Raw genomic sequence first — 22,932 nt, forward strand, 5'->3', positions numbered from 1 at the left:
GTTCCGTATATGTGACCGGAACGCTGTTCCGTTTATATATAGCATCCATCGACGCTAGAGAGAAGGAGAGGGCGATGCAGTATCGCACCCTGGGCCGCACCGGCATGAAGGTCAGCCCCTATTGCCTGGGCGCCATGATGTTCGGGGCCATGGCCAACCCCGACCATGACGAGGCCATCCGCATCATCCACAAGGCGCTTGATGCCGGGATCAACTTCATCGACACGGCCGACTTCTACAGCCGGGGTGAGTCTGAGGAGATTGTGGGCAAGGCCCTGAAGGGCCGGCGCGACCATGTGGTGCTGACCACCAAGGCCCACCTGCCCATGGGTGAAGATCCCAACCAGCAAGGCAATTCCCGCCGCTGGATCACCCGCGCGCTGGAGAATTCGCTGCGCCGGCTGGGGACCGACCATGTCGACCTCTACCTCATCCACCGGCCTGCCCCCGACACGGATATCGAGGAGACGCTGTCCGTCCTGACCGACCTGATGCGCGCGGGTAAGGTGCGCGCCATCGGCACCTCCACCTTCCCGGCGTCTGACATCGTGGAGGCGCAATGGGTGGCGGAGCGGCGGGGCCAGGCCCGTTTCCGCGCCGAACAGCCGCCCTATTCCATCCTGAACCGCGGCATCGAGCGCGAGGTGCTGCCGGTATGCGAGCGGTACGGCATGGGCGCCATGGTGTGGAGCCCGCTGGCCATGGGTATGCTGACCGGCCGCTACCGCAAGGGCCAGGCCATGCCCGACAGCCTGCGTGCGCGCCGCTTTCCCAAGCAGATGGCGGATGAACGCCGGCTGGACGCGGTGGAGCAGCTGATGGGCGTGGCGGCGGAGGCGGGCCTGTCCCTGACCCACCTGGCCATGGCCTTCGCCATCGCGCACCGGGGCGTGACCGCCGCCATCCTGGGGCCGCGCACGCCGGCGCAGTTCGACGACCTGCTGGCCGGGGCCGAAGTGTCGCTGTCAGATGAGATCCTGGACCGCATCGACGCCATCGTGCCGCCCGGCATCGACCTGGGCGTGCTGACCGCCATGTATGACCCGCCGGCAATCCAGAAGGCGGACCTGCGCCGCCGGCCGGCCGACGAGCGCGCGGCGGCCTAGGCGAAGCGGTGCTGCCCGCTTCCGACCGGCAGGACAGGACGCCCGCCGGTTTCACCGGCTGGACAGCACGAAAATGTTGCCATCCGGGTCCTGGAAGCGGGCGTAGCTGCCCCAGGGCTGCTTCTCGATGCCGGAAACGAAGACTACGCCCCGCTCGCTGAGCTTGGCAAAGGTGTACTCCAGGTCATCGCAATGAAAGCTGCCGTTGAAGAAGGTGCCTACCCTGTCTTCTTGGCCCGGCGGGGTGAACAGCACCACGCTGGTCTGGGCGCCGGGAATGGTCAGCTCGATCCAGCGCTGATTGCCCATGGGCTGATCGGTCGCGACCTTGAAACCCATTTTTCCCGTCCAGAATGCCAGCGCCCGGTCCTGATCCTTGGTGGGAATGCCGACGAATTTCAGATGCCTGATCATGCCCGCTGTCTCCCGGCTTCTTGGGTGCCCACGACTAGCATGGACCCTTGAAGGTCGGTAGATAAGCAGGCATTGCTATAGCAATGATTGCCAAGATAGAGATCGACAGCTACGTCCTGGATACGCTGATGCGCGACCTGGTGGGGCACGATCACCGGCCGTCCGCCTACCTGGTCTATCTGGCGCTGGTGGCGGACACGGTGAACGGCCGCGCCATGCTGAGTCATGCCGAGCTGGCGGAGCGCACCGGCTTGTCCAAGCGCGCGGTGCAGGATGCCCTGCGTCATCTGGCGGGGCGCGACCTGGTGACCATCACCCGCAGCCGCCGGACGGAGCCGGCGGTGGTGGAGCCCCGTTTCCCCTGGCGCGGCCGCCGCGGCACCTCCGCCGGTTAGGGCGTCGATGCCGCGGCGTGTGGTGGTTAGAGGTCCGGGTGCAGGCCGCGCACCGGGCTCACCCCCTCAAGCAATGACGCCAGGTGCAGGATGGTCGATTCCGCCATCCAGCCGGACACCAGCTGTACGCTGATGGGCAGGCCATCGCGGCTGGTGCCGAAGCGCAAGGACAGACCGGGCAAGCCGGTCACGTTCAGCGGTGACGTGGCTGCCATGACGTTCAGCGCGCTCACCGTCTGGCCGTTGATCGTGACTTCCGTGACGTCGTGCCCATGGGCCGGCAGGGGCAGCACGGGGCACAGCAGGGCGTCATAGCGGCTGAAATAGTCGGCGAAGCCGTCCTTCAACCGCTCCGCCGCCTGCTCCGCCTCGATAAAGTCCGCCATGGACGTCTCGGGCGCCCCCAGCATGGCCTGGGCGATGTGGAATAGGTTCTCCGGTGGCTGACCGGCGGTGGCCTCCACGAAGGCCGGCTTCATCTCCATGATGTGCAGGCGCAGGAACACGTCCAGGGCGAAGTCACGTTCCAGCGCCGGGATGCGCACCGGTTCCACGACGCAGCCGCTGCCCTTCAGCGCTTCGGCGGCGGCCTGCACGGTCGCAGCCACCTCCGTGTCAACGGGCCCGAAACCCGGCTCAACCAGCCAGCCCACCCGCAACGGCCGGATGGGGGCTGCGCCGATGCCGGTGTCGACCGGCCCCGTGATGCTCGAAAAGGCGTCGGCGCCATCCGGGCCGGCCAGCAGCGCATAAGCCAGGGCGATGTCACGGACGCTGCGCGCCATGGGCCCCACGTGCCAGAAACGGCGCGGGGCGCGTGGCCAGATGCCGGTCATGGGCACGCGGCCGTGTGTAGCCTTCAGGCCGATGATGCCGGTCTGCGCCGCTGGGCCCCGGACGGAGATGGCAAGGTCGGTGCCCAGGCCCAGGGGCGACATGCCGGCGGCGATCGCGGCGGACTCACCGCCGCTGGACCCACCGGGGGTGCGGTCCAGGTTCCAGGGATTGTTGGACCGGCCGGTCAATAAATTGTCGGACTCGATCGAGTACGAAAACTCCGGCAGGTTGGTCTTGGCCAGCAGGATGCCGCCGGCAGCCTTCAGCCGCGCGACGCTGACGGCGTCGGTGTCCGGTACGCGGTCCTTGAAGATGGGCGACCCGCGCTGGGTCGCGACACCGGCAGTATCGATGGAATCCTTGGCGGTGAAGGGCACGCCGTGCAGTGGGCCCAGCTCCTCGCCCTTCAGCACGGCCGCTTCCGCCGTCTTGGCCGCGTCCAGCGCGCCGTCGGCCACGGTGACGATGGCGTTGACTTTGGGATCCACGGTGGCGATGCGGTCCAGGTGTGCCTGCACCACCTCCACCGGTGAAATCTCGCGGGTGCGGATCAGTTGAGCCAGCGTGGTGGCATCGGAAAACAGGATGTCGGATGTCATGTCGGTATATCCTACCTAACGTTTGGTAGGGAAACCGAATAGACCTTTCCTTTTTGGGCGTCAAGGCCTATCTAACAGTTGTTAGGTTGGTGGGGCGAGAGAATGAGCACGAACTCCAAGGAAGCGATTCTGGCCGCCGCCCGGCAGATCGCGCAGGCGCACGGTTATGGCGGGCTGAACTTCCGCGATCTGGCGGCGGCGGTGGGTATCAAGGCCGCCAGCATCTATCACCACTTCCCCAGCAAGGCCGACCTGGCCGCTGCGGTGGCCAAGCGCTATTGGGAGGATACGGCGGTGGAGCTGGAGGCCATGGCGGCCCAGGCGCCCAATGCGGCAGCTGCCCTGCGGCGGTATCCGCAGGCTTTTCGCCGCGCGCTGGAAAACGACAACCGTATTTGCCTGTGCAGCTTCATGTCCGCCGAAGTCGATGACCTGCCGGATATCGTCAAGGCGGAGGTGCGGGCCTTCGCCGACGTCAACGTCGCCTGGCTGGCCAAGGGGCTGGTGGCTGCCGGCATTGTGGCACCCGATAAGGCGGAGGCGCGGGCGCGCGCGATCTTCGCCGCCATTTCGGGCGCGCAGCTGATGGCGCGCAGCCGCGCGGACATCACCCTGTACGATACCCTGGTCGACAGCTATCGCGCGGCGGGCCTGCTGCCCGCGTGATCCGCGCCTATGGTGTGGGCGGGCGCAGGCCGCACAGAGGCCCGCGCAGCGCTGTCATGGCCTGCGGCCCGGCATCGGTGAAGGCCAGGTAAGCGCCCCTGGCGTCGTAGGTGGGCCAGCGGGCCAGGCCTTGGCCGGTGGGATCGCCGTTGCGCGCGAAGTTGACCCAATAGCGTTGCAGGGTGGGCGTGTCGTCGCCGGGGGCGCCGGCGGGCCGCCCGTCGAAGACGTAGGGCAGGTCGCTGCCGTGGGTGACACTCCCCTGCGCGGGGCTGCGGTCGAAATGATAGACCCAGGTGGGATGCCCGCCGGCGGCGTGCACCGCCGCCACATGCAGGGCGGGACAGCGGAACGTCAGGTCATCGGCCAGCTGCGTCGCCATGTCGCCCAGGCGCGGGTCCGGTATGGGCAGGGCCGTGCCTTGGATGCCGTAAAAGGCCAGCGCCTTCGCCGCGTTGGGGCCGAACGCCTGGCGGATGGTGGGCACCACGGCGTCCGGCCCGCCGTAGAGCGTCAGCTCGCGGGCGTTGCTGCCGATCATCAGCGGCACGGATGCGGCGCCGGCCAGCAGGTCCTCCGGTGCCTGAGGCAGGATCCAGCCGTCGATGACGGCCTGCAGCCAGATGAAGCTGTCGTCGGCGATGGTGGTGGGTTTCAGCCTGTCCGTGGCCGCCAGGATGTCCGCCCCGGACAGGGTGCGCAACTGCGCCAGGCTTTTCACCCCCGCCTGGTCCAGCAGCTGTTGGCCCAGGGCCTCATTCTCGGCCAGGGTGCGGGGCGGAACGCCGAAGCCGGCGGTGCCGCTCTGTTCGATGGCCTTGGCGAACAGGCCGCGGGCATGGGGCGCCAGCATCAACTGGCCCACGTCCTGGCCGCCGGCGGACTCACCGAAGATGGTGATGTTGCCGGGATCGCCGCCGAACACGCCGATGTTCTGGCGGATCCAGGCCAATGCCGCCATCTGGTCCATCAGGCCGTAATTGCCCGAGGCGTGGTGCGGGGACTCCGCCGTCAGTTCCGGCAGCGACAGGAAGCCGAAGGTACCCAGCCGGTACTGGATGGCTACCAGCACCACCCCCTGACCCGCCAAATTGGACAGCACGGTGCCATCTGCCGCCCCGGCGCGGTTGGCGCCGCCATGGATCCACACCATGACGGGCAGGGCGGCGCGTGGCAGCAGGGCCGGGGTGCGGATGTCCAGGTACAGGCAATCCTCCTGGCTGCGCGCAGCCAGGGCGTCGTTCCAGCCATAGCCGCGTTGCAGACAGGGCGGTGAGGGCCGGGTGGCGTCGCGTGTCTGCTGTACCCAGCCGACGGGCTGCGGCGGCTGCCAGCGCAGCGGACCCACGGGCGGCTGGGCGAAGGGGATGCCCCGGAACAAGGCGCCGCCCTTGCCATCATCCGTGCCGAGTAGGGCGCCGATGCTGGTGAAGACTTCCACCGTGGCGGCGTAAGCTTGCGTCGCACCACCCAGCAATAGGGCCAGCGCCAAAAGCGTCTGGATTATCCGTTGGATCACCGGGCCGCCCTCCCCAGGCGCTGTGGTTACGGCCCAATTAAAGGAAGTCGTTTTACTTGATCAAGCGCGGCTTTCTGTCCGACAGGACAGAAGGCGGCCTCAATTGTCCGCCGTCTTCATCAGGGCGGCGCGGCTGGGCAGCAGGCGGTCGGTGAAGGGCAGCATGCCGGCACCCACGGCGGGCGCGTCCGCTGCCATTGCGGCGCGCAGCACGGGTGCCACCTGGGGGATGTCCCGCAGTTCGCCCAGGCGGTGGTTCAACGCGGCGGCCAGCTTGTCCACCAGCGGGGCGGGCAGGCGCCCGCCCAGGAAGATGGCCTCGGGGTTGACCAGACAGTTGGTGGCCACCAGCGGGTCAGTCATCAGGTCGGCCGCCAGCTCTATCCACTCTTCCACCACCGCTTCAGCCGGGGTGCCGGCCAACCGGCACAGCTGTTCGGGTTCGTCCACGGTGTAGCCGGCGGCGGCCAGGCGGTCGTACAGGGCGGACAGGGACACGGCTTCCTGCAGGGTGCGGGCGGTGGTGCGGTCCGACCGCACGGGCAGGAAGCCGATCTCTCCGCTGCGGCCCCGCGCGCCGCGGAACTGGCTGCCGTCCACGACGATGCCGCCGCCCAGGCCGCCGCTGATAAGGATGTAGAAGAAGCTGCGATGGCGCAGGCCGTGGCCGAACTGCAACTCTCCCAACGCGGCGGCGGTGGCGTCGTTTTCCACGAACACGGGCAGGGGCAGCACGTCGGCGAACAGGCGGGCCACGTCCACGTCGCGCCAGGCGGCATAGGCCTGGGGCCAACGCGCCAGGCTGACGCGGCCGATATCATCCGGCATGGCGACCCCGATGCCGATGAAACGCGACAGAGGCAGGCGCGTGGTTGCCAGAATGGCGGAGATTTCCGTCCGGAAGAACTGGGCCACCACCTCCGGCGGGGCCAGGTCGATCTCGCGCGAAGCCCGCGCCCGCACCGTGCCCAGCAGGTCCAGCACCACCAGGGTGATGTGGTCGCGGTCGATGGTGACGCCGATGGAAAAGCAGCCGTCCGGGTTCATCTCCAGCAGGATGGCGGGCTGTCCCCGGCCGCCGTGCTGGCGCCCGGCCTCCACGATCAGCCCCTCGGCCAACAGTCGCTTGGTGATGTTGGCGATGGCCGGCAGCGTCAGGCCCGTCAGTTCCACCAGTTCGGCGCGGGTGATCTGGCCGCTGACGCGGATGGCCTGCAGGGTGACGCGCTGGTTATGGTCGCTGGCCCGCTCCAGGTTGGTGCCGGACAGGCTGGCGGCAATGGCGTGGAGGGCGTCAACGTGACTGTGGCCGTCGAGCATGGCCTATTGCCTGTCCTGGTGATGACATCGCTGTCGGATTACACCCCAGTCTGGCCTGTGACAATCGGCAAGTCACAAGAAAAGTCGCATCTGTCCTGGCGAGACAGATGCGGTGCCGGAACGATGGCCGGAAACCCTCACGCCGCCGCTTTGGCCGTCCGGTCGGCGCCCACCAGATCATGGATGAAACCCAGCTTGGCGATGACGGCCGGGGTCAGGATGAAGGGATAGAAGTCCACCTGTCCCATGCTGCGGTTGATATTGTTGACGGCGAAGGCGATGGGCAGCCAAGCCTCCACGATGTCGGCGATGGTGCCGTGGCGATAGGGGTTGAAGTCGACCTTGGCGGACAGGTCGCCGGTGCGGTCCACCGCGGGGCGCACCCGTACACCAAAGGCGTGGGCCGTTTCCAGCGTGTCGATGATATGCAGGTAGTGCGCCCAGGTCTCGGCAAAATCCTCCCACGGGTGGCTGGCGGCATAGGCGCTGATGAAATTCTGCTGCCAGTCGGCCGGGGCGCCCTGGTCGTAGTGGCGTTGCAGGGCGGCGCCGTAATCCTGCCGGTCATCGCCGAACAGGGCGCGGCAGGCGTCCAGCCTGTCCTCATCACGCACCAGCCGGTCCCAATAGTAATGGCCGATCTCATGCCGGAAATGGCCCAGCAGGGTGCGGTAGGGCTCATGCAGCTGGGTGCGGCGCGTCTCTCGCTCCGCATCGTCGGCCTCCTTCAAGGCCAATGTTATCAGGCCGTTGTCATGTCCGGTCATGATCGCGCCTTCGGATGCCCCCTGGGGTGGGTCCTCCAGGAAGTCGAAGGCCAAGCCGCCCTCCGGGTCGTCCGTCCGGTTGGCCAGGGGCAGGCCCAGCCTGATCAGGGTGTAGAACAGGCGGTGCTTGGCCAGCTCGATCTTGCGCCACTGGGCCAGTGCCGTGGGGCAGGACACGTCGGGGATGGTGCGGTTGTGGCGACAGGCGACGCACAAGGTTTCCTCCGACCCCGCCGGCAGCAGCCAATTGCAGGCGTCGAACTCCGCGTTGGCGCAAAACTTGTAAAGCTGCTCAGGCGCGCCCAGGGCGTGCCAGGCGTCCCCTGCCGCCTCGACCGCATGCATTTTGTCGTCATCGGGCAGATAGCCCAGCCGGTGGCCGCAGCGCTCGCAGACGCGGTTCTCGAAATACAGCATCTGGCCGCAAGACTGGCAGTTGAACAGCTTCACGCTCGGATCTCCCCCGCTGATGGCCCCGCTGATGGCGCGCGTTAAACCGTCCCCCGCCGCCCAAGGTTCCCGGAACCCGCACGCCGCCGCCGGCGTTGAGTCGTCATTCTAACGTGGAAGGCGGCGGCCATGGCACCCAGGGCGAACTGGAAGGGGTTCCTGAAGATCGGGGAGGTCAGCTGCCCGGTGGCGCTCTACACCGCCGCCTCTTCCTCCGAACGGATCGCCTTCCATACGGTCAACCGGGCCACGGGGCACCGCGTGCACCGGCAGTTCGTGGACAGCGAGACGGGCAAGCCGGTGGACCGCGAGGACCAGGTGAAGGGGTATGAGGTCGCCCGCGGCGACTATGTGGTGCTGGAGCCGGATGAGGTGGCGGCCGTCGTGCCGGAAAGCGACAAGACCTTGTCCGTCCTGGCCTTCATCCCCTGCGCCGACATCGACGACGTCTATTTCGACAAACCCTATTACCTGGCGCCCAGCGACCGGCACGCGGACGAGGCCTTCGCCCTGATCCGTGAGGGCATGCGCGCCAAAAAGGTGGCGGCGCTGGCGCAGACGGTGCTGTTCCGCCGGGTGCGCACCGTGCTGGTCCGCGCCCATGGCGCCGGCCTGATCGCCACCACCCTGAACTTCGATTATGAGGTGCGGTCGGCCGCCCAGGCCTTCGATGAGATCGCCGACATCAAGATCGAGGGCGAGATGCTGGACCTGGCCAGGCACATCATCGAGACCAAGAAGGGTGTCTTCAAGCCGGCGGACTTCGACGACCGGTACGAGGCGGCGTTGGCCGACCTGGTGAAGGCCAAGCTGGAGGGCAAGGCGCCGCCGGCGCGGAAACGGGCGCCGCCGGCCAAGACCACCGACCTCATGGCGGCCTTGCGGGAAAGCGCGGGGCTGGCCGGCAAGCCGGTGGCCAAGAAGGAGGCATCCAACGCCAACCGCAGCAAACCGCGCTCCACCCGGGCGGCGGCCCCCGCCCGACGGAAGGCCAGCTGAGCCATGGCGCTGGAAACCTACCACAAGAAGCGCGACTTCACCGCCACGCCTGAGCCCCGGGGACGCGAGGGCGGGCGCAAAGGCCGCAAGGCGGGCCACAGCTTCGTCATCCAGAAGCATGACGCCACCCGCCTGCATTATGATTTTCGGCTGGAGATGGACGGCGTGCTGAAAAGCTGGGCCGTCACCCGCGGGCCCAGCCTGGTGCCCGGCGAAAAGCGCCTGGCCGTCCATGTCGAGGACCACCCGCTGGACTATGGCGACTTCGAAGGCACCATCCCCAAGGGCGAATACGGCGGCGGGACGGTCATCGTCTGGGACCGGGGGGAGTGGTCCCCCATCGGCGACGCCCACAAGGGCTATGCCAAAGGCCATCTGGATTTCGAGCTGCACGGGGAAAAGCTGGGCGGCCACTGGCACCTGGTGCGCATGCACAAGCGGCCGGGGGAGAAGCGCGAGAATTGGCTGCTGATCAAGGGCGAGGATGAGGCCGCGCGCGGCGAGGGCGACCCCGACATCCTGGAGGAGCGCCCGGAATCGGTGAAGACGGGCCGCGTCATCAATGAGGTGGCGGGGGAGGAACCGGGCTGGTCCTCCAAAACGGGCAAGATCGAGAAGAAGGCCCGCGTGCCGACCCGTAAGGCCGTGCCCAAGAGCGCGCAAACGCCGGCGGCGCCCACCCTGAAGGGGGCCAAAGCCGGCCCGCTGCCGGATTTCGTGGAGCCAGCTCTGGCCACGCTGCAGGCCAAGCCCCCGGTGGGGGAGCGCTGGGTGCATGAGATCAAGTTCGACGGCTACCGCCTGCAGGCGCGCGTCGAGGCGGGGCGGGTGAAGCTGCTGACCCGGGGCGGCCTGGACTGGACCAAGAAGTTCGGCAAGGCAGTGCCGGAGGCGCTGGCGGCGCTGCCGGTGGGCAAGGCACTGATCGATGGCGAACTGGTGGTGGAAAACGCGGCCGGCGCCTCCGACTTCTCCGCTTTGCAGGCCGACCTCAGCGAGGGCCGCAGCGACCGCTTCCTGTTCTACGCCTTCGACCTTCTCTATCTGGAGGACCGGGATCTGCGCGGCGTAGGGCTGGAACGGCGCAAGGCGGCCCTGAAGGACCTGCTGGCGGAAGCCGGCGATCCCCTGCGGTACAGCGAGCATTTCGATGAGTCCGGCGGCCTGGTGCTGAACCACGCCTGCCGCCTGAGCCTGGAAGGCATCGTCTCCAAGGTGCGAGACGCCGCCTACAGGCCGGGTCGGGGCAAGGGCTGGATCAAGTCCAAGTGCGGCAACCGGCAGGAATTCGTGGTGGCGGGCTATGTCCCCTCCACCACCGCCCGCCGCGCCATCGGCTCCCTGGTCATGGGGGTCTATGACGAGGGCAAATTGCGCCACGTCGGTCGCGTCGGCACCGGCTATACCGTTTCGGTAGCGGAAGAATTGTTCCGCCGGCTGGAACGCATGCGGGTGCAGGACAGCCCCTTCGACGACACCCTGACGGCGGAGGAACGGCGGCTGGTGCGCTACGTCCGGCCGGAGTTGGTGGCGGAGGTGGACTTCCGCACCTGGACGGGCGACGGTAACATCCGGCATGCCGCTTTCCGCGGCCTGCGGGAAGACAAGGACCCGAAAGACGTCGTGCGTGAACCAGCCGCCAATGCGCCGGCAGGAACCGCCCGCGCGGCGGGCGGCGCGGAGCCCAAGCCCCTGCTGAAGCTGAGCCATCCCGACCGCCTCTATTGGCCGGACGAGGGGGTGACCAAGGCCGGCCTGGCCGACTATTACACGGAGATATGGCGGTCCATCGCCCCGTTCATCGTCGGCCGGCCGCTGGCTCTGCTGCGCTGCCCCAACGGCATCGCCGGTGAGAAATTCTTTCAGAAGCATGCCTGGAAGGGGCTGAGCAAAGCCATCGTCCAGGTGCCCGACCCGACCGAGCCAGCGGAGGGGCCGCTGATAGCCATCAACGACCTGGATGGCCTGCTGGGCCTGGTGCAGGCGGCGGTGCTGGAAATCCACCCTTGGGGTTCGACGCTCAAGGACTGGGAGCGGCCGGACACCATAACCCTGGACCTGGACCCGGGGGAGGGCGTGGTATGGCAGGCGGTCATCGACGCCGCGCGCGAGGTCAAGGACAGGCTGGAGCAGGCGGGCCTGGCGGCCTTCGTCAAGACCACGGGCGGCAAGGGCCTGCATGTGGTGGCGCCGTTGAAGCCCCAGGCTGACTGGCCGGCCGTGAAGGCCTTCACCAAGGGCATCGCCGACGCCATGGCCGCCGACAGCCCGGACCGTTTCGTGGCCACCATCACCAAGGCCAAGCGCACCGGCAAGATCCTGGTCGACTATCTGCGCAACCAGCGGGGTGCCACGGCGGTTGCGGCGTATTCCACCCGCGCGCGGCCCGGTGCTGCCGTCTCCATGCCCCTGGCGTGGGAGGAACTGAGCCCGGCCGTCGGCCCCGCCTATTTCACGGTAATGACGGCGCCCACGCGGCTGGCCGCCCTCTCCGCCGACCCCTGGGCGGATTTCCGGGCGGCGGCCCGGCCCCTGGAGGGGGCGAAAAGGCCGGCGCGCAAGCGGGCCGGTTAGGGGCGGCGGGTCAAGGGGCTGGCGCCGCGCCCGGTTTCAGGCAGAATGCGCCTCCCAATAGCCTCAGGAGACCCCCGCCATGCGCCTGATCGGAATGCCGGATTCACCCTATGTCCGCCGTGTCGGGATCTCGCTGGTGGCCATGGGCCTGCCTTTCGAGCATGAGCGCGTGTCCGTCTTCCGCCACTACGACACCTTCGCCGCCATCAACCCCGTGGTGAAGGCACCGACCCTGGTGCTGGACGACGGCACGGTACTGATGGACAGCACATTGATCCTGGACGCGCTGGAACGACTGGTGCCAGCGGACAAGCGTCTCATGCCCGCCGACTCCGCCGCCTTCATCCGGGCCCAGCGCCTTATCGGCCTGGCGCTGGTGGCGTGCGAGAAGACCGTGCAGGTGGTCTATGAGCTGGAACTGCGCCCCGAGGACAAGCAGCACCAACCCTGGCTGGAGCGGGTGCGCGCCCAGGCCATCACCGCCTTCGACCTGCTGGAGCGCGAGGTGGGGGATGGCGGTGCCTGGATGGGCGGCGACCGTCCCAACCAGGCCGACATCACCACCGCCGTCGCCTGGTATTTCGCCCAGAACATGGCCCCGGGCCTGATCGACCCGGCCAAGCATCCCGGCCTGGTCTGCTTGTCCGACCGGGCCGAGGCATTGCCCGAATTCCAGGCCGTGCCGTACGCCTGAGCGGACGGGCCTACCGTCGCTTGGGCGCGCCCTTGCCCTCGGCGGCCAGGCTTTTCTTCAGCGCGTCCATGATGTTGATGACGTTGCTGGGCGTGTCGGTCTCGGGCGCCTTGGCCTTGGCGGGGCGCTTGCGGCCCTTCTTCTTGGCGGCGATCAGGTCCAGCAGGCGGTCCTGCACGGGGTCGCCCACCAGCGAAGGGTTCCATGGCCGCGTGCGCTCCTCGATCAGGGTCTTGACCAGGGACATGAGCTTGGGCTCGGGCTTCTCCTCGCGGATGCCGCCGAAGTAGGCTTCCGCGTCGCGCACCTCATCGCCGTAGCGCAGGGTCCACACGATGATGCCCTTGCCTTGCGGCTCCAGCATCACGGCCCGTTCCCGCCGGTACATCACCAGACGGGAGATGCCGACCTTGCCGGTGGCGGCCATGGCCTCGCGGATGACGGAGAACGCCTCCTCCCCCACCGGATCGCTGGGCGTCAGGTAGTGGGGGGTGTCGTACCAAATCCATTCGATGCTGTCGCGCGGCACGAACATCTCGATGTCGATGGTGCGGGTGCTTTCCAGCGCCACCGCGTCCAGTTCGTCATCCTCCAGAATCAGGTAATCATCCTCGCCCCTGGGGTAGCCCTTGGCCTCATCGTCCTCGTCCACCGGCTTGCCGGTGACGGCGTCGACATAATGGCTGATCACCCGGTTGCCCGTCTCGCGGTTCAGGGTGTGGAAGCGGACCTTCTCGTTCTCCGACGTGGCCGGCGTCATGGCCACCTGGCAGGTGACCAGGGACAGCTTGAGATAGCCCTTCCAGAACGAACGCGGCGCCATCCGGCGATCTCCTGCGGCGTTAGACCCCAGGAAACCGCCGGAGGGGACGCCGGGTTCCCTTACTCCGCCGGCGTCGGGACCGCCGTCACCGTTCCCAGCTCACGGGGCACGGCGAAGCGGCGGTAGAGGGCGGGCAGGACGACCAGGGTCAGCGCCGTGGCGCTGATCAGGCCGCCGATGACGACCGTGGCCAGCGGCCGCTGCACCTCCGCCCCCGGGCCGGTGGCCAGGGCCATGGGCACGAACCCCAGCGAGGCCACCAGCGCCGTCATCAGCACCGGCCGCAGGCGGGTCAGCGCTCCGTCGCGGATGGCGGCCAGGGGATCGTCGCCATCGGCGATGGCCTGGCGGATGAAGGACACCATGACCAGGCCGTTCAGCACCGCGATGCCGGACAGGGCGATGAAGCCCACGGCGGCGGAGATGGAGAAGGGCATGCCGCGCAGCCACAGGGCCGCGATGCCGCCGGTCAGGGCCAGCGGCACGCCGCTGAACACCAGCCCGGCGTCTCGGGCCGAGCCCAAGGCGCCGTAAAGCAGCAGGAAGATGGCGGCGAAGCAGGCCGGCACCACCACCGCCAGCCGGTCGCGCGCCGCCGCCAGATTCTCGAACTGCCCACCCCATGCCACCCAATAGCCGGGCGGCAGAGACACCGTGGCCAGCCGCGCCTGCGCCTCGGTAACGAAGCTGCCGATATCCCGGCCGCGCACATTGGCCTGGATGACAATGCGCCGCTTGCCGTCCTCCCGCCCGATCTGGTTGGGCCCTTCCGCCAAGGTGAAGCTGGCGATGGTGCCCAGCGGCACGAAGCGCGGGCCCTCCTTGCCCTGGCCGGGCAAGGGCACCGGCAGGGCGCGCAAGGTGTCCAGGTCGTTGCGCAAGGGGTCGGCCAACCGCACGGTGACGTCGAAGCGGCGGTCGCCCTCGAACACCTGGCCGGCGGCCCGCCCGCCCACGGCCATGGCCACGACGTCCTGCACGTCCTGGGCACTGAGGCCGAAGCGGGCGGCGGTCTGGCGGTCGATACGGATGTCCAGGGTGGGCAGGCCTGCCGCCTGGTCCACCCGCACGTCGGCCGCGCCGGCGATGCCCTGCAGCACGCCGGCGATGCGGTTGGCCGAGGCCTGCAGGGCCTCGAAGTCATCGCCGTACAGCTTCACCGCCACGTCGCTGCGCACGCCGGAGATCAGCTCGTTGAAGCGCATCTGGATGGGCTGCGTGAACTCATAGGCGTTGCCGGGCAATTGGCCCAACGCCGCCTCGACGCGGGCCACCAGCGCGGCCTTGGGCAAGGCCGGGTCGGGCCATTGCGCGCGCGGCTTCAGGATGATGAAGGTGTCGGACGCGTTGGGCGGCATGGGGTCCGCCGCCATCTCCGCCGTGCCCGTCTTGGAAAAGACGAAGGCCACCTCCGGCATCGCGCCCACCGCCTGCTCCACCTCCCTTTGCATGGCGGTGGATTGGGACAGCGAGGTGCTGGGGATGCGCACCGCCTGCACGGCGATGTCCTGCTCATCCAGCGTGGGGATGAATTCCTGCCCCATGCGGGTGAACAGGCCCACGCTGGCCAGGAACAGGCAGGCGGCACCGAAGATCCAGGGCGAGGGTGCCGCCAAGGCCCTTTCCAGGATGGGCGCGTACCAGCCCTTGGCCTGCGCCACCACGCGGTTCTCCTTCTCATTGACCGGCCCCGTGATGACCAGGGCGATCAGCGCCGGCACCAGGGTCAGGGACAGGACGAAGGCGGCCACGAGGGCGGTGATGACCGTCAGGGCCATGGGCTGGAACATCTTGCCCTCCACCCCGGTGAAGGTCAGCAGCGGCACATAGACCAGGATGATGATGGCCTGGCCGTATACGGACGGGCGGATCATTTCCGTCGAGGCGGCCACCACCTCCGCCAGCCGCTCCGGTGTCGCCAGGGGGCGGCCCAGGGCCTGCTGGCGGTGGCCCAGGCGGCGCAGGCAATTCTCCGCGATGATGACGGCGCCGTCGACGATCAGGCCGAAGTCCAGCGCGCCCAGGCTCATCAGGTTGGCGCTGATGCCGGCCTCCACCATGCCCATGGCCGTCAGCAGCATGGTCACGGGGATGATGGCGGCGGTGATCAAGGCGGCGCGGACATTACCCAGCAGGGCGAACAGCACCACGATCACCAGCAGGGCGCCCTCCGCCAGGTTCTTGCCCACGGTGTGGATGGTGGCATCCACCAGCTTGGTGCGGTTCAGCACCACCTCCGCCTTGATGTCGGGGGGCAGGGTGCGGGCGACGTCGGCCAGCTTGGCCGTCACGGCCGCGGCCGCCGTGCGGCTGTTGCCCCCCACTCGCATCAGGGCGGTGCCCACCACCACCTCACGGCCATTTTCGCTGGCGCTGCCGCTGCGCAGTTCATGGCCCAGGGTCACGGCGGCCACGTCGCGCAGCAGGACGGGGGTTCCGTCACGGGTCGCGATGGGCACGGCGGCGATGTCCTCCGTATCGCGCAGGCGGCCATCAGCCCGCACCACGTAGGCCTCCCCCCGCCGTTCCAGATAGCCCGCGCCGGCGCTGGTGTTGTTGCGCTCCAGCGCCTGTGCGACATCCGTCAGGGTCAGGCCCCGGGCGGCCAGCCGCTGCGGATCCGGCGCCACCTGGTACTGCTTCACGTACCCGCCGATGGCGTCCACCCCGGCGATGCCGGGCACGCCCTTCACCTGCGGGCGGATGATCCAGTCCTGCACGGTGCGCAGGTAGGTCGCCCGTTGCGCCTCCGTGGCCAGCACCTCACCCTCCGGCGTGCGGTAGCTGCCGTCCGCCTGCCAGCCGGCGGCGCCCGGCTTGATCTTGGCGGAATCAAAGGGGGTCAGGGACACGGTCCACATGGCGACCTCGCCCAGGCCCGTGGACAGCGCCCCCATATGGGGTTCCGCCCCCTCGGGCAGGGCCGCCTTGGCCTCGCCCAGTCGTTCCCCGACCTGCTGGCGGGCGAAGTAGATGTCCACGTTCTCGGCGAACAGGGCGGTGACCTGGGAGAAGCCGTTGCGCGACAGCGAGCGGGTGCCCTCCAACCCTGGGATGCCCGCCAGCGCCGTCTCGATGGGGAAGGTCACCTGCTTCTCCACCTCCACCGGCGACAGGGCCGGGGCGGTGGTGTTGATCTGCACCTGCTTGTTGGTGATGTCGGGCACGGCGTCGATGGGCAAGCGCAGGGCCGTCCAGCCGCCCACGGCCATTGCCAGCAGGGCCAGCGCCACCACCATCCAGCGGTGGCGCACGGACAGGGTGAGGATGTACTCAAGCATGGATAATCCTTTATACGTGCGGCGTCCGACCGTGGCCGGTCAGCCGCCCCCTCAGGCGCCGGGCGTCGCCATCCGGCGACTTGGCTTTCCTCGCATTCCGGTCCACTGCGTTTCCCGGAATGCTGCGGCGGACGCAGTCGCGTCCTACAGCGGCATGCATGCCGCTGGGCTCACTCGTCGTGGCCGGCGTCGCCCTTGCCAGCTTCCGCCTTTAGGATGAAGGCGTTGCCGGCGGCGACGCTGTCGCCGGGCTTAAGGCCGGCCAGCACTTCCACGCGGGTGCCATCGCCCCGGCCCAGGGTGACAGGGCGCCGCTCATAGCCGCCGGGGACGGGCACGAACACCTGGGTCCGGCCCTCCAGCGTCACCACCGCGTCCTCCGGCACCAGCAGGGCGGCCGCTTGCGCGTCCGCCGCCAGGGTGCCGGTGGCGAAATCGCCGGGCCGCCAGGACCCGTCCGGATTTTCCAGGGTCGCCACCACGGGGGCGGCGCCGGTGGCCGGATCCAGCACGGGACCGACATGGGTGACGCGGGCGGTGGCCGTGCGGCCGTCCGCGCCGCTGACACCCAGTTCCTTGCCCACCGCCACGAAGGGCAGGTCGCGGGCATAGACGGGGAAGGTCAGGGACAGGCTGGCCAGGTCGGCCACGACATAGGCGTCGGCGTCGGCCGCCAGGCGGTCGCCCCGGGTGGCGCCCCGGGCGATGACGTGCCCGGCGATGGGGCTGCGCAGGTCCAGCCTCTGCAGATTGGCACTCTTGGACCTCACGCTGGTTTCATCCAGCCCCAAGGCTTGCAGGCTGTGGCGGGCGCGGCCGGTGCGGATGCCGGCTTCCGCCGCCGCCGCCTTGGCCTGGAGGTAATCGCGCTCGGGCGAGATGCGCTGGCGCCACAGCGCCTCCTCCCGCGCCGCCGTGGTGCGGGCCAGCTCTTCGTTTTCCCGTGCCGCCAGATACTCGGCGCGGGCGTCCGCGACCTCCGTACTGTCGATCAGGGCCAGCACTTCGCCGGCCGCGACGGCGTCGCCCAGCTTCTTGCGCGCCTCCGCCACCACACCGGCGATGCGGGGGGCGATATGGACGATGTGGTCCTGGTCGGCCGTCACCGTGGCGGTGACGCGCACCTGGCGGACCAGGCGGCCGGGGCCGGCGATGGCGGTGGTGATGCCGGCGGCCTTGGCTTGCTCCGCCGTCAGGCGCACCAGCCCGTCGTCATGCGCCTCATGGGCGGCGGGTTCCTGACCTTTGGGCGCCTCGCCGGTGGCGATCCAGATGGCCAGCCCGCCCAGGGCCAGCGCACCGGCGCCCAGGCGTGCCAGGGTCTGCGTGGAGATACGGATCATGGCTGGGCCTCCTCGGCGCCGGTCAGCCGGTCCAGGTCGGCACGGCTCTGGTGATAGTCCTGGTAGGCGGCGACCAGGGTCAGGCGGGCGGCCAGCAGGGTGCGCTGGGCGTCCAGCACATCCAGGTAGGGGAACTTGCCCTGGCGGTAGCCTTCTCGGGTCGCGGCGGCGGCCTGCTCCGCCCCGGGGACGACCTGCCCTGCCAGGGTCTCGGCCTCGGCCCTGGCCACCGCCACGCGGTCCCGCGCGATGGCCAGGGCGGTGTCCTGGTCACGGGTGGCGCGGTCCAATTCCATCTCCGCCTCGGTGCTCTCCTGATAGGCGCGATGGATTCCGCCCCGGTTTGTGTCGAAGGCCGGGATGGGGATCGTGACGCCCAGCACCAGGGCGGTGTCGCGCCCATCGTTGAAGCGGCGCACGCCGGCGCCCACGGTCACATCAGGCACGGCCCGTGCCTGCTCCACGGCGATGGCGGCGCGGGTGCGGCCCACCTCCGCCCGCCAGCGGGCCACGTCGGGGGTGGTCCCGCCGGCAGCGACGGGCAACGCGGCGCCCAAGTCGCGCAAGGCGGCCGGATCCAGCGGCGGCACCGGGCCGCCCACCAGTAGTGCCAGGCTGCGGCGGGCGGCGGTCTCGTCCCGCACGGCGCGGGCCGCCTCGATCTCCGCCTGGCGCAGGTCGGTGGCGGCGCGGTCCTCCTGGATGGCGCTGTCGTGGCCGGACCGCACCCGGGCCGCGACCGCGCGGGCGGTTTCCGCCGCCAGGCCGCGCTGTTCCTCCACGATGGCGCGGCGAGCCGTGGCGGCCAACAGGGCGGCATGGGCCACGCGCACGTCACGAACCAGGTCCAGGCGCACGATGTCGGCGTCCAGGCGGGCGCGGCTCTCGGCCGCCGTGGCCACCGCCCGGCGGCTGCCGCGCTTGCCGCCCAGCTCCACCAGCTGGTTCAGGCCTATGGTGGTTTCCATGGCGCGGGTGCCACGATAGGGGCCGGACCCGGCCAGGTTTTCCGTTTGCAGCGAGAACTGCGGATTGGGCAGGACGCCGGCCTGCATCACGTCGCCCTGGGCGGCGGCCGCGCGGGCCTCGGCAGCCTTCAGGCGCGGGTTTGTGGCCAGCGCCTGGGCGATCAGGGCGGTGAGGGAGGTATCGTTTGGGGGTGTGGCCCAGGCGGGCCATAGGGGGATGGCCAGGCCCACGGCAAGCGCCGTGGCCAGCCCGAGGATCGGGATGCGCATAAAGGCTCCGGACAAGCAGGATCGATCGGGCCGCCCCTGGGGGCGGCGCTAGGACGCGAAAGCGCGCGGGGGATCGATCAGGCGGCCGGGGGGCGGTCCGGCGGGGCCAGGGCGCGGGTGGTATAGGGCTGGTCCAGCGGCGGAAGGGCCGCCAGGCGCACCGTGACGCTAGGCCCCGGCATAAACGTGGGCCCGACGGCGTCGGCCACATGGACATGGCCGCAGGGGCCCTGGCCGGCGTGGAAATGCACGGCGCTGTGGCGCAGGCCATCGGTGGGGTCGGGCGCCCCGTCCACGGCCACATGCTCCTGGACGATGCCGCACGTCGGCGCGCCGCCCGCCATCTCGGTCAGGGACGGGCCGTCGAACACCGCCGTGAACAGCAGCAGAAGGGCGAGCAACCAGCGCATGGCCGCCAATTTGGCGACTAAGCCCGCCGGCTTCAAGTCTTTCGGCGATTTATGGGGTGCGCCACAAAAAGTTGTGACGCCCCGTGTCGCGCCACGATAGAAAGGGGGAACAGGGAGAGACATCGCCGGGACCCAACGCATGGCCGCGCCGCATACTTCGCACCAACCTTCGGATGATACCGCTACCAACGCCCCCTTGCGCCGCATCGTCATCGTCGGCGGTGGGACCGCCGGATGGATGGCGGCCGCCAGTTTGGCCAGGTTCCTGCGCAATCTGAAGTGCGATATCCAGCTGGTGGAATCCGAACAGATCGGCACCGTGGGCGTGGGTGAGGCCACCATCCCACCCATCATGAACTTCATCCGCGTGCTGGGCATCGATGAGGACGACCTCATCCGCCAGACCAACGCCACCTTCAAGCTGGGCATCCGCTTCCAGGACTGGACCCGCCTGGGCCATTCCTATTTCCATCCCTTCGGCCACACCGGCTTCGAGATGGAGGGGATAGGCTTCCCCGCCTACTGGATGCGGCAGCGGCTGGCCGGTGCCGCCGCCCCGCTGGAGGAATATTCGCTGCAGGCCCAGGCGGCCGCGCACAATCGCTTCATGCGCCCCGTGAAGGCGCCGGGATCGCCGCTGGAGGGCATCACCTACGCCCTGCATTTCGATGCCGCCCTGTTCGCCCGATATCTGCGCACCTATTCCGAGGCGCGGGGCGTCACCCGGGTGGAGGGGAAGGTGGTGAAGGTCGACCTGCGGCCCGAAGATGGCTTCATCGACGCCCTGAGGCTGGAGGATGGCCGCCGGGTCGAAGGTGATTTCTTCATTGACTGCAGCGGCTTCCGTGGCCTGCTGATCGAGGAGGCGCTGCAGGCCGGCTATGAGAACTGGCAAAGCTACCTGCCGTGCGACAGTGCCGTCGCCGTACCCAGCGAGCGGGCGGGCGCGCCGCCCTCCTACACGCTGGCGACGGCGCGGGAGGCCGGCTGGCAATGGCGCATTCCGCTGCAGCACCGTGAAGGCAACGGCGTGGTCTACGCCCGCGATTTCCTGGACGATGAGGCGGCGCGGGAGACGCTACTGGCCAACCTGGTGGGCAAGCCCCTGGCCGACCCCCGCATCCTGCGCTTCGTCACCGGCCGCCGCCGTGAAACCTGGAAGCGCAACTGCCTGTCCCTGGGCCTGGCCAGCGGCTTTCTCGAACCCCTGGAGTCCACCAGCATTCACATGGTGCACCGGGGCTTGGCCCTGTTCATCCAGATGCTGCCCGACCGGCGGTGCGAGCCTGCGGACATTGCCCGCTACAACAGGATGGTGGCGTTCGAGTATGAGCGCATCCGCGACTTCCTGGTGCTGCACTACGCCACCAACGAACGGCGGGATACGGACTTCTGGCGCCATTGCGCCGGCATCGAGTGGCCGGACAGCCTGAAGTCCAAGATCGAGCTGTTCCAGAGCCATGGCCGTATCCAGCGCGAGGATACCGAGCTGTTTCCTGAGCAAAGCTGGCTTTACGTCTTCACCGGCCAGGGCCTGGTCCCGCGCCGCTATGACCCGCTGACCGACCTGCTGGATCCGGAGAAGATGCGCGGCGCCCTGGCCAACATCCACGACGTGATCGGCCGGGTGGTCCAGACCATGCCCCATCATCAGGCCTTCATCGACCGGTACTGCGCCGCCCAATCATGATGGGCATTGACATGATGGGTATTGATCGGCGCCGGCGGGGACCGTCCGGCGACCGAGGCGAATAAGGGCTATCCCCCGCGCAGCAATTGCATCACCCGCGCACGGATGCGGCCGTAGTTGCCTGCCTTCAGGGGTCCCAGCACGCCGTGCTGCTCCGCTGGCAGGTGGGCCAGGGGGTGGCCCTCGGGGCGAAAGACGTAGTGATCGAAGAAAGCGCGCCAGGCTTGGCGCTCGGCCGCCGGCCGCTCCGCCATCGTGATCATGGCCAGAAGCAGGCTGGTGAAGGGGGCGTCCGGGCCGGTGGCGAAGGCGTCCCACCAATAGTTGACCAGGCCGTTGAAGGGGGCGGTCGCCTCCACCTGGTGCCACCACAGCTTGGGCAGGAACAGGGCGTCGCCAGGCTCGAGATCCGCCACCAGCGCTTGGTCGCGGACTGCCTGGAAGCGCGGATAGGCGGGGTTGTCAGGGTCGGATGCGGCCAGGCTGATGGGCTGGCCCGACAGGGTGTTGTCGATGGGGCCGACGTAAAGGTCGCCTACGGCCGCCGGTGGGTACAACGTGAAACGCCGTTGGCCGGCCACCACGCAAGCCAGGTTCTCGAACGCGTCGTAATGGGTGGCGACGGTGGAGGCGTGGCCCAGCCAGATGCGTCCCGCCACACCGGGCGGCAGCAGGGGCATGGCATTCTCCGCCGCGAAGCCCGGCAGATGCTCGTCCAGGGTCAGCGACCCGGCGTAGAGGGTGGGGGAGGCTGGGTCATCCAGGGTCCTCACCATCTGGTCCAGCGCCTCACCCAGGCGCAGGGTGCGGCGCTCGAAATTGTTGCCCTTGAGGTCCGCGCCATAGAAATACTTGCCCCGGATCTCCGGCGGGCCGACGAAGGTCTCCATGACGGTGCCGGGTCCGAAGCCGCTGAGATAGTCGCGCAGGGCGGCGGGCGTGGCCTTCGCCACCACCGGCCAATGCGCCACCAGGCCGCGCAGGATCAGGGGCTGGCCCGCCGCCACCACCTCACCCAGGAACTGCCCCGGCGAGGTGATGGTGCGGCCGTCGCGGTCGGCGACTTCGGTCGTCATGGGGTACGCCGCCGTCAGCCCCAGGCCGGAGCCGGGCCGGAGCTGAGCTGCTTGTTCTTGCGCTCCGCCATCAGGGGCACGTGCTTCAGCGACGCGATCATCAGGTAGATCAGCTGCATATAGCCGCGGCGGAACAGGTCCAGCACAGCGGCGTCGGGCAGGGCGCGCAGGGCCTCGCGATCGATGGTGTACAGGTTGGCCAGCTCATGCCGGCTGCCGTCGTCGAAGCTGAGGCTGATGTCGATGGGCTCGATCAGCTTCAGGTTCATCAGCGTCTCGATGAAGCGCTTGGTGCGCTCCAGCCCTGGCCGTAATTCCTGCATGGCGTTGATGATGCCCCGCAGATAGGGGGTCATTTCCCCGTTCGGCGCGAACAGCGGCTCGCCGGCGTCGGTGCCAACCCGGGCGTCGTCCAGGTCGATGGCCAGATCCTCCCCCACCGTGTAGAAGGGGCCGCGCTGCAGGGTCAGGGGGCGGTAGCCCTGCCAGCCGTCCGGGGTCAGGAACAGGTTTTCATTCTGGGCGAAACCCAGCACGGCGCCACAGACGAAGGCGCCGGTTTCCGCGTCCTTGGACAGCAGGATGGGGCACTGGACGGCCAGCAGGGGGAACTCGGCCACAATGACGGTGACGAAATGCTTGGCGTCGAAGGCGGGGTTGGCCTTAGCCTTCACCTGCAGGTCGCGGTGGGCGTGGGCGTTCACGATGGCGATATTGGTCATGGGTCCCAT

Annotated in this window: 19 protein-coding genes; 7 read left to right on the forward strand and 12 right to left on the reverse strand. The window is 68.9% G+C overall.

Annotated features, from left to right (window positions below):
* Window positions 1-74: 74 nt before the first annotated feature.
* Window positions 75-1,106: an aldo/keto reductase gene (locus FBZ88_RS06115; RefSeq protein ID WP_145615894.1), complete on the forward strand. Its 1,032-nt coding sequence runs from the start codon at window positions 75-77 to the stop codon at window positions 1,104-1,106.
* A 51-nt stretch (window positions 1,107-1,157) separates the two neighbouring features.
* Here FBZ88_RS06115 and FBZ88_RS06120 read toward each other — a convergent pair whose 3' ends face one another.
* Entirely contained in the window at window positions 1,158-1,520 is a 363-nt protein-coding gene (locus tag FBZ88_RS06120) for a VOC family protein (protein ID WP_145615895.1), read from the reverse strand.
* Between the two features lie 83 nt (window positions 1,521-1,603).
* On the opposite strand from FBZ88_RS06120, the gene FBZ88_RS06125 reads away from it, so the two are divergent.
* Window positions 1,604-1,915, forward strand: a complete 312-nt coding sequence (locus tag FBZ88_RS06125) for a helix-turn-helix domain-containing protein (RefSeq protein WP_145612001.1) — start codon at window positions 1,604-1,606, stop codon at window positions 1,913-1,915.
* Window positions 1,916-1,941: 26 nt separating this feature from the next.
* On the opposite strand, the gene FBZ88_RS06130 is transcribed toward FBZ88_RS06125, so the two are convergent.
* Window positions 1,942-3,351 (reverse strand): amidase, encoded by a 1,410-nt coding sequence (locus FBZ88_RS06130; RefSeq protein ID WP_145615896.1) that lies wholly within the window; start codon window positions 3,349-3,351, stop codon window positions 1,942-1,944.
* A 102-nt stretch (window positions 3,352-3,453) separates the two neighbouring features.
* Here FBZ88_RS06130 and FBZ88_RS06135 point away from each other — a divergent pair, with 102 nt between their 5' ends.
* Window positions 3,454-4,017 carry a TetR/AcrR family transcriptional regulator gene (locus FBZ88_RS06135; protein WP_145615897.1) on the forward strand — a complete coding sequence of 188 codons (564 nt, stop codon included), beginning with the start codon at window positions 3,454-3,456 and terminating at the stop codon, window positions 4,015-4,017.
* 7 nt (window positions 4,018-4,024) lie between these two features.
* On the opposite strand, the gene FBZ88_RS06140 is transcribed toward FBZ88_RS06135, so the two are convergent.
* From FBZ88_RS06140 to FBZ88_RS06150, 3 genes are all read right to left on the reverse strand, one after another.
* Entirely contained in the window at window positions 4,025-5,536 is a 1,512-nt protein-coding gene (locus FBZ88_RS06140) for a carboxylesterase/lipase family protein (protein ID WP_145615898.1), read from the reverse strand.
* A 99-nt stretch (window positions 5,537-5,635) separates the two neighbouring features.
* On the reverse strand, window positions 5,636-6,856 hold the full coding sequence (locus tag FBZ88_RS06145; protein WP_145615899.1) for an ROK family transcriptional regulator: 1,221 nt from the start codon (window positions 6,854-6,856) through the stop codon (window positions 5,636-5,638).
* Between the two features lie 137 nt (window positions 6,857-6,993).
* Window positions 6,994-8,073, reverse strand: coding sequence for a zinc-binding metallopeptidase family protein (locus FBZ88_RS06150; protein ID WP_145615900.1), 1,080 nt, complete (start codon window positions 8,071-8,073; stop codon window positions 6,994-6,996).
* Window positions 8,074-8,202: 129 nt separating this feature from the next.
* Here FBZ88_RS06150 and ku (FBZ88_RS06155) point away from each other — a divergent pair, with 129 nt between their 5' ends.
* The 3 genes from ku (FBZ88_RS06155) (at window position 8,203) to FBZ88_RS06165 (ending at window position 12,340) form a co-directional block, all read left to right on the forward strand.
* Window positions 8,203-9,072, forward strand: coding sequence for a non-homologous end joining protein Ku (ku, locus tag FBZ88_RS06155; RefSeq protein WP_145615901.1), 870 nt, complete (start codon window positions 8,203-8,205; stop codon window positions 9,070-9,072).
* 3 nt (window positions 9,073-9,075) lie between these two features.
* Window positions 9,076-11,646 carry a DNA ligase D gene (ligD, locus tag FBZ88_RS06160; protein ID WP_145615902.1) on the forward strand — a complete coding sequence of 857 codons (2,571 nt, stop codon included), beginning with the start codon at window positions 9,076-9,078 and terminating at the stop codon, window positions 11,644-11,646.
* 79 nt (window positions 11,647-11,725) lie between these two features.
* Window positions 11,726-12,340: a glutathione S-transferase family protein gene (locus tag FBZ88_RS06165; RefSeq protein ID WP_145615903.1), complete on the forward strand. Its 615-nt coding sequence runs from the start codon at window positions 11,726-11,728 to the stop codon at window positions 12,338-12,340.
* Window positions 12,341-12,350: 10 nt separating this feature from the next.
* Here FBZ88_RS06165 and ku (FBZ88_RS06170) read toward each other — a convergent pair whose 3' ends face one another.
* From ku (FBZ88_RS06170) to FBZ88_RS06190, 5 genes are all read right to left on the reverse strand, one after another.
* Window positions 12,351-13,163, reverse strand: coding sequence for a non-homologous end joining protein Ku (ku, locus tag FBZ88_RS06170; protein WP_145615904.1), 813 nt, complete (start codon window positions 13,161-13,163; stop codon window positions 12,351-12,353).
* A gap of 59 nt (window positions 13,164-13,222) precedes the next feature.
* Window positions 13,223-16,444, reverse strand: a complete 3,222-nt coding sequence (locus FBZ88_RS06175; protein ID WP_145615905.1) for an efflux RND transporter permease subunit — start codon at window positions 16,442-16,444, stop codon at window positions 13,223-13,225.
* A gap of 170 nt (window positions 16,445-16,614) precedes the next feature.
* Window positions 16,615-17,787 (reverse strand): efflux RND transporter periplasmic adaptor subunit, encoded by a 1,173-nt coding sequence (locus tag FBZ88_RS06180; RefSeq protein WP_145615906.1) that lies wholly within the window; start codon window positions 17,785-17,787, stop codon window positions 16,615-16,617.
* Window positions 17,784-19,025, reverse strand: coding sequence for a TolC family protein (locus FBZ88_RS06185; RefSeq protein WP_145615907.1), 1,242 nt, complete (start codon window positions 19,023-19,025; stop codon window positions 17,784-17,786). The genes FBZ88_RS06180 and FBZ88_RS06185 overlap by 4 nt, the downstream gene beginning before the upstream one ends.
* A 77-nt stretch (window positions 19,026-19,102) precedes the next feature.
* Window positions 19,103-19,435 (reverse strand): hypothetical protein, encoded by a 333-nt coding sequence (locus FBZ88_RS06190; RefSeq protein ID WP_145615908.1) that lies wholly within the window; start codon window positions 19,433-19,435, stop codon window positions 19,103-19,105.
* Between the two features lie 139 nt (window positions 19,436-19,574).
* Between FBZ88_RS06190 and FBZ88_RS06195 the strand changes: the two genes are divergently transcribed.
* On the forward strand, window positions 19,575-21,125 hold the full coding sequence (locus tag FBZ88_RS06195; RefSeq protein ID WP_186464234.1) for a tryptophan halogenase family protein: 1,551 nt from the start codon (window positions 19,575-19,577) through the stop codon (window positions 21,123-21,125).
* Between the two features lie 68 nt (window positions 21,126-21,193).
* Here FBZ88_RS06195 and FBZ88_RS06200 read toward each other — a convergent pair whose 3' ends face one another.
* Complete coding sequence (locus tag FBZ88_RS06200) at window positions 21,194-22,201, reverse strand: cupin-like domain-containing protein (RefSeq protein WP_145615909.1); 1,008 nt, start codon at window positions 22,199-22,201, stop codon at window positions 21,194-21,196.
* A 14-nt stretch (window positions 22,202-22,215) separates the two neighbouring features.
* Complete coding sequence (locus FBZ88_RS06205) at window positions 22,216-22,923, reverse strand: SapC family protein (protein WP_186464235.1); 708 nt, start codon at window positions 22,921-22,923, stop codon at window positions 22,216-22,218.
* Window positions 22,924-22,932 lie beyond the last annotated feature (9 nt).

This window comes from Nitrospirillum bahiense (assembly GCF_007828025.1).
Classification (GTDB): Bacteria; Pseudomonadota; Alphaproteobacteria; order Azospirillales; family Azospirillaceae; genus Nitrospirillum; species Nitrospirillum amazonense.